This is a genomic window from Burkholderia sp. Bp8984 (assembly GCF_003853755.1).
Classification (GTDB): domain Bacteria; phylum Pseudomonadota; class Gammaproteobacteria; order Burkholderiales; family Burkholderiaceae; genus Burkholderia.
In genome coordinates this window covers 1-14,319 of record NZ_QTQN01000001.1, presented here as the reverse complement: position 1 = coordinate 14,319, position 14,319 = coordinate 1, and the positions used below count along the sequence as shown (strand labels likewise).

Here is a 14,319-nt window from a genome sequence, read left to right as displayed (position 1 = left end):
CGAATTCCCGCAGATTCGATCGAAACACCCCGTGTGGAAACGCCGCGATTCCACGCGATCCCGCAGAGGACCTTTCCTGTGCAGCGCCTTAATCGCCGGTCGCACGTTCTCCAATAATGCCCACTCGATCCGTCGGCCCGCGCGCCGATACGACCCACCGGCGATCGGGCCGGAGACCAACGAAAAAAGTCATATGCATTCCTATAAAACAACCAAGGCCGCCGGCGCGCGCGTCGCCGCGCCGCTTGCCGCCCGCCGCGGCCGTCGTACCGGTGCGCTCCCGCTGAGCCTGATTGCCGCCTGTGCGGCCGGCTTCCTGATTCCCTGCGCCGCGCGAGCACAGAGCAGCGTGACGCTGTACGGCCTGATCGATACGTCGATCACCTATTCGACCAACCAGCGTACGCAAGGCGCCGGTTCGCCGGGCAGCGGCAGCGTCGCAATGACGAGCGGCGCGTTGAACGCGTCGCGCTGGGGGCTGCGCGGCCGCGAGGATCTCGGCGGCGGGACGGCAGCGGTCTTCACGCTCGAGAACGGCTTCTCGGGCACGACCGGCAAGCTGTCGCAGAAAGGCGTCGACCTGTTCGGCCGTCAGGCGTGGCTCGGCCTGAGCTCGCGGACGGCCGGCACGCTCACGTTCGGCCGCCAGTACGACCTGATCCTCGATTTCGTGACGCCGCTCGGCGCGTCGGGCCCCGGCTGGGGCGGCAACCTCGCGGTGCATCCGTACGACAACGACGACTCGAACCGCAACCTGCGCATCAACCATGCGGTGAAGTACACGAGCCCGACGTATCGCGGGCTGACGCTCGGCGCGATGTTCGGATTCTCGAACACGGCCGGCGCGTTCTCGAACAACGCCGTATGGAGCGCGGGGCTCGGGTATGCGAACGGGCCGCTGAAGCTCGGCGCCGGTTACCTGAAGATCAGCCGCGACCGCAACGCGCCGAATCCGGACGGCGCACTGAGCACGCTCGACGGCTCCGCGACGATCACGGGCGGCAACCAGCGGATCTGGGCCCTGGCCGGCCGCTATGCGTTCGGCCCGCATTCGGTCGGTGCCTCATGGTCGCACTCGGCCACCGACGGCGTGAGCGGCGTGCTCCAGGGCAGCGGCATCACCCCGCTGAAGGGTGAATCGCTCGTGTTCGACAACTTCACGGTCGACGGCCGCTACTTCGTCACGCCGGCGTTCAGCGTGGCCGCCGCGTACACGTACACGATGGGCCGTTTCGACACGCGCACGGGCCAGACGCGCCCGAAATGGAACCAGGTGGTCACGCAGGCGGACTACGCGTTCTCGAAACGCACGGACGCGTATCTCGAAGCCGTCTATCAAAGCGTGAGCGGCGGCAACGGCAACCCCGCGTTCAACGCGACCGTCTGGACCATGACGCCTTCGGCCAACAGCAACCAGGTCGTGGTCGCGCTCGGGCTGCGGCACAAGTTCTGAGTGCGCCGGCGACGCGCGATACGCCCCCACCGGAAGGACGCATCACGCATGCGCGGCGCATGCTGCGCGCGTTCGCGCAAGCAAGAATGCGTCCTGCGTCGTTTTCGCGCGAAAAAGACGGAGAAACTGGTCACGCTGTGACATTTTTCCTAATCTTGTTGCAGCGGCGCCGTGCGTCGGCGTCCGGCCGAGACAATCTTTCATCCGGCACGTCGCCGGATTACGAAAGCGCATCGCGCGCGGAAGCCGACGCTTTCGTGCCGTCTCGCCGCATGCGTGACGCGGCAGATCGCCCGCACCACGCTTTCCATGCAGTCAACCGCAGGAGACGCACGATGAGCAAAACGAACCGATTCGCGGTCATGGCAGCCTTCGCGCTGCTGGCGGGTTGCCACCACGCGGCGAAAACGCCCGAGAATGCCGAGATGGCGCCGGCGCCATCGAGCGAAGCGGTCGCCACGGTGGCGGCCGACGATCTCGACAACCCAAACAGCCCGCTTGCGAAGCGCAGCGTCTACTTCGATTTCGACCAGTACTCCGTGAAGCCGGAATACCAGACGCTGCTGCAGGCGCACGCCGACTACCTGCGCAGCCATCCGTCGCGCCGCGTGCTGATCCAGGGCAACACCGACGAACGCGGGACGTCCGAATACAACCTCGCGCTCGGCCAACGCCGGTCGCAAGCCGTGATGGGCGCGCTCGAAACGCTGGGCGTGCAGGCCACGCAACTCGAAGCGGTCAGCCTCGGCAAGGAAAAGCCGGTCGCGCTCGGCCACGACGAAGATTCGTGGGCGCAGAACCGCCGCGCCGATCTCGTCTATCGTTGACCGGATGCCGCCGCGACGGCGACATTCCGGCCCCCGTCCCCCGTTACCTGTCATGCGACGAATCGCCGGTGCGCCCCGGCTGCGTGCTCGTGCTCGTGTGAGCGCGTGCGCCGCTGCGCGAGCACGGCGCCGCCCGACGCGCGTGCGCCCCGCGCGCCGATTCGTGTCGCTGTATGCCGCGACGCACCGATACCCAAAAAACATGGAATAAGCCGCCTGACGCAGACGTTTCGTCATCGCGCGGTCGCCGGTTCACGCGAACCGCCCTGCCGCGCGGCCTGCGCGGTCCAAGGAGAGTGAAATGAAATCGGCAAGATTGGCCGCGGCGCTCGTCGCGGCGCTGATGCTGGTGCTGTCGGCGGGATGTACGTCGTCGGGCGGCGGGATGTCGCAAGGATCCGGCATGAGCCGCTACGGCGGCGCGGGCGGCAACGGAGGGGGTAGTGGTGGCGGAGGAGGAGGCGGCGGCTACTGAAACACCGCCTCCCGGAATCGGGCGAGGCATCGCGCGGGAACACGGCCGGGAACCGGCTGCGTTGCGCGCGACGCCCCGCCCTGCCGCTCGACGGCTCAACGCATGGCCTTCACGTCGGCCGGCGTGACGCTCGCGGGCTGTCCGCCCCATGTCGCACGCAGGTAGTTCGCGAGCTGCGCGAGTTCGTCGTCGCTCAGCGTGTGCGCGAAACCCGGCATCGGCTGCAGGTTTTCGTAGCCGGCAAACTTCTGCTCGTCGACGCCGTCGAGCATCGCGACCAGCAGGTTGCGCGCGTCGCCCTGACGCAGCGTCGAATTGCCGTACATCGGCACCGCCACGTGCGGCTTGCCTTCGCCGTTGAAGCCGTGGCAGCCCGCGCACACCGCGAGATACACCGAGCGGCCGGCCGCGAGCTGCGCGGCGTCGGCCGACACCGGCTTCACCGGCTGCGGTGCCGGCGGCGTATCGCCGAGCAGGTACACGGACAACGCGCGCAGGTCGTCCTTCGCCAGGTACTGCGTGCTCAGGTGCACGACCGGATACATTTCGCCGAACGCCGAGCCTTGCGGCGCGATGCCGACGCCGAAGAACGTCTGCAGGTCGGTGCCCGTCCAGCCGCGCGCGGCGAGGCCGGCCGGCGTGATGTCCGGTGCGGCCACGCGGCCGAGCGCCGCGCCCGCGAACGGCTTCGCGCCGTCGAGCTGGCCCGTGAACGCACGCGGCGTGTGGCATTCCGCGCAGTGGCCGAGCGCGCCCGCGAGGTAGCGGCCGCGCTGCCAGTCGGCGGACTGGCCGCGCGACGCGTCGGGCAGGCTGTCCTTCAGGAACACCATGTCCCAGAACACCATGCCGAAGCGCAGGTTGTACGGGAACTTGAGTGCGTGCGCGCGGTTCTCCTGCGCGACCGGCTTCACGGTCCTCAGGTACGCGTACATCGCGTCGCTGTCGGCGCGCGTGAGCTGCCGGTACGACGTGTACGGCATCGACGGATACAGCCGCTTGGCCGGAGCCTTGCCGTCGTGCAGCGCGGCGTAGAAGTCGTCCGCGCTCCAGCTGCCGATCCCGTGATCCTTGTCGGGCGTGATGTTCGAACCGTAGAACGTGCCGAACGGCGATTCGAGCGGCGCCCCGCCGGCGAACGGCGCGCCGTCCTTCGCGGTGTGGCACGCCGCGCAGTCGGCGGCCTTGACGAGATAGCGGCCGCGCGCGACCGGGTCGGCGCCGGGCGCGCCGGAAGCCGCGTTCGAGGCCGGGGCGTCGTGGCCGCCGCAGGCGGCGAGCAGCAGCGCGCAGGCGGCCGCGAGCGCGGGCAGGCCCGCGGCCCGCGCGGCACGATGGGCGAATATGCGTTTCATGCGGCGTCCTTCACGAGTCCCGGCGTCGTCAGGATCAGGTCCTTCACGGCCTGGTAGTAGCGGACGTAACCCGTGCAGCGGCAGAGGTGCGCGTTCAGCGCGTCGGTGATCGTGCGCTCGACGTCGGCCTTCGCGACCGGCTCGCGCGTCAGCCGCTCGATCAGCACCGTCGCCGCGTTGACGAAACCCGGCGTGCAGTAGCCGCACTGGAAGCTGAAGTGCTCGAGGAACTTCTGCTGGATCGGCGACAGTTCGACCACTTCGCCGGCTTCGTTGCGCTTCGCGTGGCCTTCGATCGTGCGGATCGAACGGCCGTGGAAGAAGTGCGCGCCGGTGATGCAGGTGCGCATTTCCTCGCTGGTGCCGTCCGGCTTGTCGACGATCACGACGCATGCGTGGCAGATGCCCTGCCCGCAGCCGAGCCGCGAACCGGTGAGGCCCGCGTACTCGTGCAGGAACTCGATCATCATCAGCCCCTCGGGCACCTGCATCGGGCCGACGGACTTGCCGTTGATCTTCAATGACAGCGGCTTCAGCTGAAAGCGCACGAGCGGACGCTCGACGGCGGCCGGAGCTGCGGCGGATACAGCCAATGCAGCCGGCACCGCAGCGGATGCGGATGCCGGCGCGGCCGAAGCCGCGTTCGGCACGGACGCGGCGGTCGCGGCCGCGCTGGCGCTCGCGGCCGACGCGGCGGTTTGGGCGGTCGTCATGCGAGCACCTCCTGAATCTTTTGCGGGGTCACCGGCAAGTCGGTGAAACGATGGCCGATCGCGTGCGCGATGCCGTTCACGATCGCGCCGACGACGGGGATCATCACCACTTCGGCGACACCCTTCGGCGGATCGGTCTCGGACAGCGGCGGCAGGATGTCGCCCGTCTGCGACCACACGGCGACGTCGCTCGCGCGCGGCAGCTGATAACGGTTGAAGTTCCACGTGCCGTTGCCCGGGCCGTCTTCGTAGAGCGGCAGGTACTCGTGCAGCGCATGGCCGATACCCATCGCGAGGCCGCCCTGCAGCTGGCCCGACACGAGCTGCGGCGAGATCTGGTTGCCGCACTCCATGATCGAGTGATGCGTGAGCAGCTCGACCTTGCCGGTCGCTTCGTGCACGGCCAGCTCGACGAGCGTGCCGACCGCCGTGTAGTACGTGACGGCCGCGTTGTTGCGGCTCGTCGGCGGGATGAACACGCGCTTGCGGTCCAGCACGCGATAGCCGTTCGCGGTCGGCGCCAGCGTGCCGCGCAGCGCGGTCGCGCCGGCCGGCGCGACGGTGCCGGGCAGCGGGCCGTCGGCGCCCGTCTTCGGCGCGCCGACACGCAGCGACAGCCCGTCGATCGGCAGACGCTCGACCGCGCCGCCCACGTCGAACTCGGCGTCGGTCCATTGCCAGCGGTTGAACACGTGCACGACGGCGCCGGTCGGCAGGCCGAGCGCATGCGCCTGCTTCGCGAGCTGCTCGAACGTCAGCGGCTCGAGGCCGTCGGCGCTCAGCTTGCCGTCGACCCAGCGCGCGTCCTCGATGCGGATCGTGTACGGCGCGGCCTGGCCGCCGCCGAGGCCGCGCGTCCAGATCGACATCGCGGCCGGCCACAGCCCGTAGCGGAACACCGCGCGCGCGGCTTCGCGCGTGCTGTGCGTGAAGTAGTACGCGGAGTTGGTCGCGCTCGACGGCGACGCATAGCCCGGCGACCAGCGCGGATTCGCGCTCAGCCGATCCTGGTCGGCCTGCGACATCAGGTACGGATCGCCGCTCGTCTCGACCGGCAGGTCGGGCCAATCGGTCACCGCGACGCGCACCTCGGTCGCCGGGCGGCCGAGCCACTTCGCGACCGCGACGGCCTGCGACGTCGACATCCCGGTGCCGATCTCGGCAGCGGTGTGTTGCAGCGACACCTTGCCGTTCTCGTCGAATTCGACCTTCGCGAACGATGCCTCGGCACCCGTGCCGAAGTCCTTCTGCACGCACGCGAAGCCGACACCGTAGCGCTTGCCCGGGTTCGCGGCCTCGAATTCGGCCTTGCGCGCCGCGCGACGCGTCCACAGCGGATGCTGCCTCGCGCGTTCCAGCACTTCGTCGACGCGCAGCGCGCCGGCGGGAATCGCGCCCTGGGTGTTCTTCATCCCCGAGCGCAGCGCGTTGCGCAGGCGGAATTCGATCGGATCGAGGTTCAGTTGCGCGGCGATCTCATCGACGGCCATCTCGGTCGCGGCCATGCTCTGCAGCGTGCCGTAGCCGCGGGCGGAGCCGGCATCGATCGCACGCGACGCGATCGCGACCGCCGCGAGGTCGCTCTTCGGGAAGTAGTAGATCGATTGCGCGGCCGTCGCGCCGACCATCGCCACCGACGGCGAGAAATTCGAGCGCCCGCCGCCGTTCGCCTCGAAGTCGCCCTTGAACGACTGCAGCAGGCCCGTGTTGCGGTCGACCGCGATCCGGTAACGCATCCTGAACGCGTGACGCTTCAGCGACGTCTGGAACTGCTCGTAGCGGTCGTTCGCGAACCGCACGGGGCGGCCGTCCGCGTACAGCGCGCAGACGAGCCCGTAGAACGGCACGTTGAAGTGATCCTTCGAACCGTAGCCGACCGTGTAGCACGGATGCACGAACAGCTTCTTCACCGGGAAGCGGCATTTCGCGACCATCGCGGCCGCGTTTTCCGACACTTCGAGCGGCGACTGGGTCGGCACGACGAGGTGCAGCGACTGCGTCGCGGCGTCGTACCAGCAGTTCGCGTTGTCGGGTTCGAGCGCGGCGGTGTCGACCGACTGCGTGTTGTACTCGCGGTCGAACACGAGCCAGTCGGCCGACGGATGGTCGAGTTCCGCGGCGATCTGGCCGGCGAGAAACATCCCCTGCTCGTCGAGCTTGCCGTGCTCCTTGCCGTCCGGCCAGACCGGCAGGTGCTTGCGCATCATGCTCGGGAAGATCGGCGCATCCTTCAGGCTCGAATAGACATCGTCGTCGTAGGCCGTCTTGCCGCCCACCCGCACGTAGCGGAACGTGCCCCACGGATCGCGCTCGAGCGGGCCCGTGACCGTGCCGTAGCGGATCACGTCGTCGCGGAACTTGAGCGCGTTCTTCGCGAAGCGGAAGCGCGCGAAGTCGTGGTAAATGAGGATCGCGACCGCATGACCGAGATACGCGGGCGTCTTGCCGGCGGGCAACAGCATGTCGTCGCCGTAGAACGTCGGGAACGCGACGCCGTCGCGCGCGAGATCGTCGGCCGTGACCACGCGGTCCGGCTTCAGCTCGTCGCCGAGCAGCGACAGGTCGAAGCCCTCGTAGGTGCGGTCGGCCTGCGTGACGCGCAGGATCAGCGCGTGCGACTGCTGCTGCGGCCAGTGCGGCATGTCGGCCGCGCGCACGTCGCGGGCGAACACTTTCGAGCCCGTGACCTTCGCGATGCCGTCGATGCGGAATTGGGGGATGCCGGTGACGCTATCCCATTTGACGGGGGTGAGGAGTTTTTCTTCGAAGAGCGCCGCGAACGCGCGGCTGCCGATGGGCGCGACGTAGACCGCGACGCCCGCCAGCACGCTGGCTTTCAGAAAACCCCGCCGTGACAGGCCGTGGTTTTTCATTGGGGGGGAACCTCCTGATGCGGCTCGGACGGCGATCGGGTGTCGCGGCGTTCGGAGCGGCGCGCATTCTGGCATTGTTTTTGATATATCGCCTATAGTATTTCTCGCATGAATTGCTTATTGGATTTCTTATAACGGGATTCGGACGAGCTGCGGCGCGCGGTCGCGGGCGGCACACGCGTGCGACTGCGCTGTGTCGCGCCGGCCGCATCGGTGGCTGCCGGCCGATCGTGCGCCATCGGCGGCCCGCGTGCGGCGCGGGCTGAAACCGGTCCGCGCGCGGCTGCCCGAGATCGTTCCGTCGGCAACGATCCTGCCTGCGCATCGGCGAATCCGCAAGATGCGCGCGAACGAAGTTGACGACGACGCGCCGACGTCCCCGCACGGCGCTCGCGGCCGATGTTTCATGTTAATGTCGTGCGCATCCGGTTCGCCGGCCATCCCGTGCCGGGCGGGGCGGCCGGCGGTGCACCGCATCGTGTCGAGGTCAAAATAGCCATGGCAGTCAAGGCACGCCTCCTGAACGCCGTTCTCGCCACGCCCCCCTGCGGCGATCACTACGTGACGGCCGCGCTGCGCCCGTCGATGCTCGTCACGCTGTTCGAGGACGTGCGTCCGATGGCGCTGTCCGGCTTCGCCAGCGCGTTCGTCGCGGCGATCGCACTGATCCGCCTGCATCAACTCTGGTGTTTCGTGTGGCTCGTCGTCGACGTCGGCCTGCTCGCCGCGCGGCTCGCGATCGCACGTGCGTATGCGGTACGTCGTGCCGCCGGCGACGATCGCGCCGAATACTGGGCCCGGCGCTATGCGCCCGTGTCGCTCGCCGCGTGCTTCGTGCTCGGCCTCGGCGTGATGGGCTGCGTGGATGCGCCCGACGTCGAGCTCGGCACGCTGGCCGTGATGGTCGCGGGCGGCGTGTTCGGCGGGATCGCGTCGCGCAATTCGGCGCTGCCGCGGCTCGCGATGACGCAGGTCACGCTCGGCGTCGTGCCGATCGGCGTCGGCGCGCTGCTGGTCCAGCGGCCCGGCGCATGGCTGCTGCTGCCGCCGCTCGTGATCTATCTCGCGGCCATGCGTACGGTCGTCGAACGCCATTACCGCGTGCTGGTCGCGCTGATCGCCGCACGCCAGCGCAACGCCGAGCTCGTCGCGCGCTTCGACGCCGCCCTCACCTACATGCCGCACGGCCTGTGCATGATCGACGGCGAAAGCCGCGTGATCGTCGCGAACCGCCGCACCGCGCAGCTGTTCGGCTCGCCGCGCGAGATCATGCTGGACACGCCGCTGCCCGACGTCGTCGCGGCGCTCGGCGCGAACGCGCTCACCGATCCCGACGGCGCCAGTCTCGCCGTGCAATGCGACCTCTGGCTGAACCATGACGAACCGGAGCCGCTCGACATCGCGCTCGCCGACGGCCGCCAGCTCGAACTCACACGCCACCGCGTGCCGGACGGCAACGCGGTGATCATCGTCGAGGACGTCACCGCGCGCCGCCAGACCGAGCAGCATATCCGGCACCTCGCGCGACACGACGCGCTGACGGGATTGCCGAACCGCCACGAGTTGCATGCGCAACTCAAACGGATGCTCGCGCACCGGCCGCACCTGCCGCACGTGCCGAGCCCCGCGCTCGCCGTCATGTATCTCGACCTCGACGGCTTCAAGTCGATCAACGACCGCTTCGGCCACCAGGCCGGTGACGAAGTGCTCATGCAGGTCGCCGAGCGGCTCGGCAAGACGCTGCCGCCCGGCGAACTGGCGGCGCGGGTAGGCGGCGACGAGTTCATCGTCGCGCTCGACGCAACCACCATGCAGGCGTGCTCGGTCCTCGCCGCGCGGATCATCCGGCAGATCTCGGCGCCGTACACGCTGTCGATCGGCGAGACCGTCGTCTTCGGGATCAGCATCGGCATCGCGCTCGACGACGGGCACGGCTCACCCGACGAACTGATCCGGCAGGCTGACAGCGCGCTGTACGACGCGAAGTCGGCCGGCAAGGGGATCTACCGCTTCTATTCGGCCGGAAGCAGCCGCGTGACGCCCGCGACCGCGAGCTGAGCGCGCGCTCGTTCCCGCCGGCGGCCGCCGCGCTGTCCGGCTTGCCCGTTCGCTTCCCGCGATTCATTCCGGAAACGCCTTGCGTGGTACGACGCGTGCGCGCAGGTGTTCCGCCGCGGCCGCCGATGTCACGTGACGTGTTCCGTAACATCGGCGCGCGCCGCGCGTAGCGTTCGCTGCAGAAGCCCGCACGATCGCGACGGCGCGCGGCATTTGATGGCTGGCACTCTTATTGCTCCTTGACCGGGAAACAGGATGTCAGGGAGGCCACTCATGAATACCGTCGAAGTTCTCAGCCGCGCGGAAACGATCGATCAACTGGACGTGATCGACGGTGCCTCGCTGATCCGGCGGCTCGTTTCCGAGCGCCGCATGCCCGCAGCGCGTGAAGCCGCGTGCGTCGCCAATCCGCCGCTGACGCTGTACGGCGCGTTTCGCCAGGGCGTCACCGACCATGCGGCGCGGCGCGCGAATCCGTATCGCGCCGGCAGCCGTTTCTGGACGCTGTGGGAAGAAGGCCGTATCGAGGCTGAAACATCGGGCCGCTGACGCGCTCGCGCGCCGGCCCCGTCGCCGCAAGGGGCTGACGCACCACGCGGCGTGCGCAGGCGGCCGGCCCGCACGCCGGCGTGCGTTTCAGCGCTGCAACATCGCGCGCAGCTGCTCCGGTTGCGCTTGCCGCGCGTTCGCGCACGGGCCGCCTGACGGCGCTCGACCTCGGCCGCACCGCGCGCCGCGCGGCGGTCGTTTCCCGATAAGATGGCGGATTCCCGTTCTCCGAACGATGTCGCCATGACCGCCTCCTCCTCACACCGAAATCCCATCCACTGCGAAATCGATCTCGATGCGCAAGGCAAGCATGCGGGCTATCTGCGCCTGCCGCATTCCGTGCATCGCTCCGCGTATGGTTGGCTGCCGATCCCGATCGCGTCGATCCGCAACGGCGACGGCCCGGTCGCGCTCGTGATGGCCGGCAACCACGGTGACGAATACGAAGGCCAGATCATCGTGTCGCAGCTGATGCGCGAGATCGACCCGGAGAGCGTCACCGGGCAGCTGATCCTGCTGCCGATGGCCAATTTCCCCGCGGCCGACGCGGGCCTGCGCGTGTCGCCGCTCGACGAAGGCAACCTGAACCGCAGCTTTCCCGGCAACCCGACCGGCACGCCGACGCAGATGATCGCCCACTACATCGAGCATGCGCTGCTGTCGCGCGCGCAGTATCTGGTCGACCTGCATTCGGGCGGCAGCTCGCTGCTGTACCAGGGCGGCAACATGCTCGCGATCGACCCGCTCGACGACGACGAAGCGGCGAAGCTCAACGGGCTGCTCGTCGCGTTCGGCTTGCCGAACGCGCTGCTGCACGCGCCGAACCCGGTGCATTCGGCCTCGGCCGCGCGCCGGCAGGGCGCGATTTCGATCGTGACCGAACTCGGCGGTGCGGGGATGGCGGATCCGTCGCTGATCCGGCTCGGCCGTCACGGGCTGCTGCACTATCTCGGCTACATCGGCCTGCTGCACGGCGCGCTCGTGCCCGACGCGCCGCCGACCGTCACGCGCTTCCTGCGCGTCGACGGCGATCGCCACTTCGTCTACGCGTACGAACGCGGGCTGTACGAACCGCTCGTCGAGCTCGGCGACCAGGTGAAGGCCGGCCAGCCGGCCGCGTGGGTGCACTTCCCCGATACGCCGCTGCGCGAACCGGTGCTGCACCGCTTCAAGGGCGACGGCGAAGTCGTGTGCAAGCGCGTGCCCGCGCAGGTGCAGCGCGGCGATTGCCTGTTTCAGCTTGCGGAGGCGTCGCCGCCGCCGCGGGTCATCGGGTAACGTGCGTGATCGAGTCGTCGAGGAGATCACGAACATGAAATGTCCCGCCTGCGGTGAAGCCGAACTGATTCGCGACACACGCGATATTCCGTATGCGTTTCAGCGTGTGTCCACGGTCGTTCGAGGTATAACGGGCGACTTCTGCCCGGCATGCGGCGAAGCGGTGCTCGATATCGAAAATGCCAGTCGTCTCGGTGATGCGATGACACGGTTCGCCACACAATTCGACGGGCGGGCGAACTAGATGCACGTCGTCGTTCGATGAGATGAGGGTCGCTGCGTAGATGGCGTGTCATGACCGGTACAGACCCTAAGCGGACGGCCGGCTTTCTACAAAGCGGCCGTTCGATCGAGATGGGCTGGACGCCTGGTGCGATGGAGTTGTCCAGACCGGACTGCGGTCGCTCGGCTCTACAGTAGCCATTTGGAAGATCAATCACATTCATCTTCCGCCACCGATCGGACCAATTTTCCAGTAGAGCGACAGAGCTACAGCACGCTCGACTCGCCGCCCCGCGCAGACAAACGATTGTCGGATAGACAAAGGCACAAGCCTTGCTCTATGCAAGGATCGGCATCGACCGATGATGCCCTCGCATAGCAACGAATCCCCAATCATTGCGCCACGACGCGGGGAGGACAACTTGAAGATGCGTTCATCTCCTGCGACACCGGCGCTGCCCGTCGTCCTCGTCTATCGTGGGCAACGCAAATCCGTTCAATCCGGCCACGACGTCGGCACGCTCTGGGCGCTCGCCCGACAGATCGCTGAGCTCAAGGGCACGGGACTGGCGGGCGAGTTCGATGAAAAGCATGCGTACCCCGCGCATCGATATCTGGTCCCCGACGATACGCTGACGTTGGCGCAAGCGCGCAAGCTTGGCGTGCGATCCGAGCGCTATCTGTTCGGCGGCGTCGTGCCGTTTGCGTTTGTCGCGACGAAGCTGATCGCACATGCGCTGCCTGATGACGCGCAGGTCTCGCCGCCGGGCTGGTCACGCGTATTCGGCGAGCACATTGGTTCGCTGGTGCTGCCGGGCTACGCGGCGTTTTCGCGGGTCGATGCCTGCAACGCGGCGCGCATCCTTTGGCAGGAGGGCGGCGTACGGATCAAGCGCCCTTATGGGGTCGGAGGAGCAGGACAGTCAGTCGTCGCCGACATGGACGAACTGGAAGCAGAACTCGATGCGCTTGGTGACGCGGCGCTGCGAGCCGAAGGCATCGTCGTCGAAAGGCAGTTGGATAGCATTGAGACGCTGAGCGTCGGTCAGGTGACGCTCGACGATCTGGTCGCGAGCTACTATGGCGTGCAGCATCTAACAGTCAATAACCATGGCCACCACGTCTATGGCGGCACCGACCTGGTCGCCGTGCATGGTGGCTTCGACCTGCTTATGCAACTCGATGTCATGAGCGATGTCCAGGAGGCGATCATCAAGGCGCGTGCATTCGATGCCGCCGTGCAAAATGACTACGCCGGTTTTTTTGCATCGAGACGCAACTACGACGTCGCCTGGGGCATCGATGCACAAGGCGTGCGCCGTTGCGGGGTACTCGAGCAGTCGTGGCGGATCGGCGGCGCAACGGGCGCCGAGCTTGGCGCGTTGCGAATGTTCAGGGCAGATCCTCGGGTGCATGCGGTGCGTGCGTCGACGCGTGAGATTTACGGAGGCGATGTGCAGGTGCCTGATGGCGCCTGCGTCATCTATCGAGGCGTCGATCCGCAAGCGGGAGCCATCACGAAGTACTACACAGTGGATCGTAATACCTTGCAAGGGAGCAACGGCATATGACAGCGGAGCGTTATGGCGTGCGGATCAAGGTCGAGAACGGTTACCTGGACGGGACCCTGCTCGCTCCGAAGACAACGGTGCCGGGCATTCTTTTCGTGCACGGCTGGGGCGGCAATCAGGAACAGTATCTCGAGCGCGCCCGGCAGGCATCGGCATTCGGCTGCGTTTGCCTGACCTTCGATCTGACGGGACATGGGCGTACGCAGGACGAACAACAAAACGTGACCCGGGAAACCAACCTGCAGGATCTGCTGGCCGCCTACGATACGCTCGTTGCACATCCATTGATCGATCGCGATGCGGTTGCAGTGATCGGCAGCAGCTACGGAGGCTATCTCGCAGCCATCCTGACGGAACTGCGCCCAGTGCGCTGGCTGGGTCTGCGCGTACCAGCGCTTTACCTCGACGAAGGATGGAACACGCCGAAGCGCGCCTTGCATGTCGAACATGATCTCGTCGCGTATCGCAAACGCACCGTGCCAGCGTCGGAAAATCGGGCGTTGCGTGCGGCGGCCCGCTTTCGAGGCGATGTGCTGCTCGTCGAATCGGAACACGACGAGATCGTGCCGCATACCGTGATCGCCAGCTATCTGCAGGCGTTTTTGCAAGCCCATTCGCTCACGTACCGGATCATCGACGGTGCGGACCATGGACTATCGGATGATCCCAGCCAACGTGCCTATACCGCGCTTGTCGTGAACTGGCTGAACGAGATGGTTGCGGGCCTGCGCGCAGGCGACCGCGGAGCTGCGCCCGCTCAGGCAGAGACGTAGAAGCCCGTCAGTTGTGCAAGTCCAGACCTGATCTCTCAGTCGGAGGCAGATCAGGTCTGAGATTGCCTGGACGTCACCTCATCAAGGGCCGTGATCGACCCATATCAGCCCTTCGGGCCAGCGGAGGATCAATGGCGGCTCAATGCCCCGTTGCGGTCATTTGTCGTCGTCC

General features: G+C 67.4%; 12 protein-coding genes. 9 read left to right on the top strand and 3 right to left on the bottom strand.

Translation table 11 applies throughout. From position 1 onward, the window contains the following. The first annotated feature begins 193 nt into the window (after nt 1–193). The 3 genes from DID98_RS00060 to DID98_RS35655 all read left to right on the top strand — a co-directional run bounded on the left by DID98_RS00060 (nt 194) and on the right by DID98_RS35655 (nt 2,755). Nucleotides 194–1,453, top strand: coding sequence for a porin (locus tag DID98_RS00060; RefSeq protein ID WP_124569939.1), 1,260 nt, complete (start codon nt 194–196; stop codon nt 1,451–1,453). 335 nt (nt 1,454–1,788) lie between these two features. After that, nucleotides 1,789–2,280, top strand: a complete 492-nt coding sequence (pal, locus tag DID98_RS00055; protein ID WP_124570072.1) for a peptidoglycan-associated lipoprotein Pal — start codon at nt 1,789–1,791, stop codon at nt 2,278–2,280. 301 nt (nt 2,281–2,581) lie between these two features. Continuing rightward, on the top strand, nt 2,582–2,755 hold the full coding sequence (locus DID98_RS35655) for a hypothetical protein (RefSeq protein WP_185640807.1): 174 nt from the start codon (nt 2,582–2,584) through the stop codon (nt 2,753–2,755). 95 nt (nt 2,756–2,850) lie between these two features. Here the strand turns inward: DID98_RS35655 and DID98_RS00050 are convergent, their stop codons facing one another. Genes DID98_RS00050 through DID98_RS00040 form a run of 3 tightly spaced genes read right to left on the bottom strand, consistent with a single transcriptional unit; the run spans nt 2,851 to nt 7,696 of the window. After that, a complete protein-coding gene (locus tag DID98_RS00050; RefSeq protein WP_124569937.1) occupies nt 2,851–4,110 on the bottom strand; it encodes a cytochrome c in 1,260 nt (419 codons plus the stop codon). Continuing rightward, nucleotides 4,107–4,823, bottom strand: coding sequence for a (2Fe-2S)-binding protein (locus tag DID98_RS00045; RefSeq protein WP_124569935.1), 717 nt, complete (start codon nt 4,821–4,823; stop codon nt 4,107–4,109). Before DID98_RS00045 ends, DID98_RS00050 begins: the two co-directional genes overlap by 4 nt. After that, nucleotides 4,820–7,696: a xanthine dehydrogenase family protein molybdopterin-binding subunit gene (locus tag DID98_RS00040; protein WP_124569933.1), complete on the bottom strand. Its 2,877-nt coding sequence runs from the start codon at nt 7,694–7,696 to the stop codon at nt 4,820–4,822. The genes DID98_RS00045 and DID98_RS00040 overlap by 4 nt, the downstream gene beginning before the upstream one ends. A gap of 498 nt (nt 7,697–8,194) precedes the next feature. Between DID98_RS00040 and DID98_RS00035 the strand changes: the two genes are divergently transcribed. The 6 genes from DID98_RS00035 to DID98_RS00005 all read left to right on the top strand — a co-directional run bounded on the left by DID98_RS00035 (nt 8,195) and on the right by DID98_RS00005 (nt 14,147). Further along, the gene (locus tag DID98_RS00035; protein WP_124569930.1) at nt 8,195–9,754 is read left to right on the top strand and encodes a sensor domain-containing diguanylate cyclase; all 1,560 of its coding nucleotides are present in this window, start codon (nt 8,195–8,197) and stop codon (nt 9,752–9,754) included. Between the two features lie 273 nt (nt 9,755–10,027). Continuing rightward, a complete protein-coding gene (locus DID98_RS00030) occupies nt 10,028–10,303 on the top strand; it encodes a hypothetical protein (RefSeq protein WP_044844576.1) in 276 nt (91 codons plus the stop codon). A 243-nt stretch (nt 10,304–10,546) separates the two neighbouring features. After that, the gene (locus DID98_RS00025; RefSeq protein WP_124569928.1) at nt 10,547–11,581 is read left to right on the top strand and encodes a succinylglutamate desuccinylase/aspartoacylase family protein; all 1,035 of its coding nucleotides are present in this window, start codon (nt 10,547–10,549) and stop codon (nt 11,579–11,581) included. Between the two features lie 34 nt (nt 11,582–11,615). Continuing rightward, complete coding sequence (locus tag DID98_RS00020) at nt 11,616–11,825, top strand: type II toxin-antitoxin system MqsA family antitoxin (RefSeq protein ID WP_124484748.1); 210 nt, start codon at nt 11,616–11,618, stop codon at nt 11,823–11,825. Nucleotides 11,826–12,231: 406 nt separating this feature from the next. Next, nucleotides 12,232–13,374 (top strand): DUF3182 family protein, encoded by a 1,143-nt coding sequence (locus tag DID98_RS00010; protein WP_260428018.1) that lies wholly within the window; start codon nt 12,232–12,234, stop codon nt 13,372–13,374. Beyond that, nucleotides 13,371–14,147, top strand: a complete 777-nt coding sequence (locus DID98_RS00005) for a S9 family peptidase (protein ID WP_124519398.1) — start codon at nt 13,371–13,373, stop codon at nt 14,145–14,147. The genes DID98_RS00010 and DID98_RS00005 overlap by 4 nt, the downstream gene beginning before the upstream one ends. Nucleotides 14,148–14,319: the final 172 nt, after the last annotated feature.

What these genes read in the sequence shown, in the direction of transcription:
- DID98_RS00060 (WP_124569939.1), top strand. Translation starts at nt 194, where the DNA reads ATGCATTCCTATAAAACAACCAAGGCCGCCGGCGCGCGCGTCGCCGCG.
- pal (WP_124570072.1), top strand. Translation starts at nt 1,789, where the DNA reads ATGAGCAAAACGAACCGATTCGCGGTCATGGCAGCCTTCGCGCTGCTG.
- DID98_RS35655 (WP_185640807.1), top strand. Translation starts at nt 2,582, where the DNA reads ATGAAATCGGCAAGATTGGCCGCGGCGCTCGTCGCGGCGCTGATGCTG.
- DID98_RS00050 (WP_124569937.1), bottom strand. Translation starts at nt 4,110, where the DNA reads ATGAAACGCATATTCGCCCATCGTGCCGCGCGGGCCGCGGGCCTGCCC.
- DID98_RS00045 (WP_124569935.1), bottom strand. Translation starts at nt 4,823, where the DNA reads ATGACGACCGCCCAAACCGCCGCGTCGGCCGCGAGCGCCAGCGCGGCC.
- DID98_RS00040 (WP_124569933.1), bottom strand. Translation starts at nt 7,696, where the DNA reads ATGAAAAACCACGGCCTGTCACGGCGGGGTTTTCTGAAAGCCAGCGTG.
- DID98_RS00035 (WP_124569930.1), top strand. Translation starts at nt 8,195, where the DNA reads ATGGCAGTCAAGGCACGCCTCCTGAACGCCGTTCTCGCCACGCCCCCC.
- DID98_RS00030 (WP_044844576.1), top strand. Translation starts at nt 10,028, where the DNA reads ATGAATACCGTCGAAGTTCTCAGCCGCGCGGAAACGATCGATCAACTG.
- DID98_RS00025 (WP_124569928.1), top strand. Translation starts at nt 10,547, where the DNA reads ATGACCGCCTCCTCCTCACACCGAAATCCCATCCACTGCGAAATCGAT.
- DID98_RS00020 (WP_124484748.1), top strand. Translation starts at nt 11,616, where the DNA reads ATGAAATGTCCCGCCTGCGGTGAAGCCGAACTGATTCGCGACACACGC.
- DID98_RS00010 (WP_260428018.1), top strand. Translation starts at nt 12,232, where the DNA reads ATGCGTTCATCTCCTGCGACACCGGCGCTGCCCGTCGTCCTCGTCTAT.
- DID98_RS00005 (WP_124519398.1), top strand. Translation starts at nt 13,371, where the DNA reads ATGACAGCGGAGCGTTATGGCGTGCGGATCAAGGTCGAGAACGGTTAC.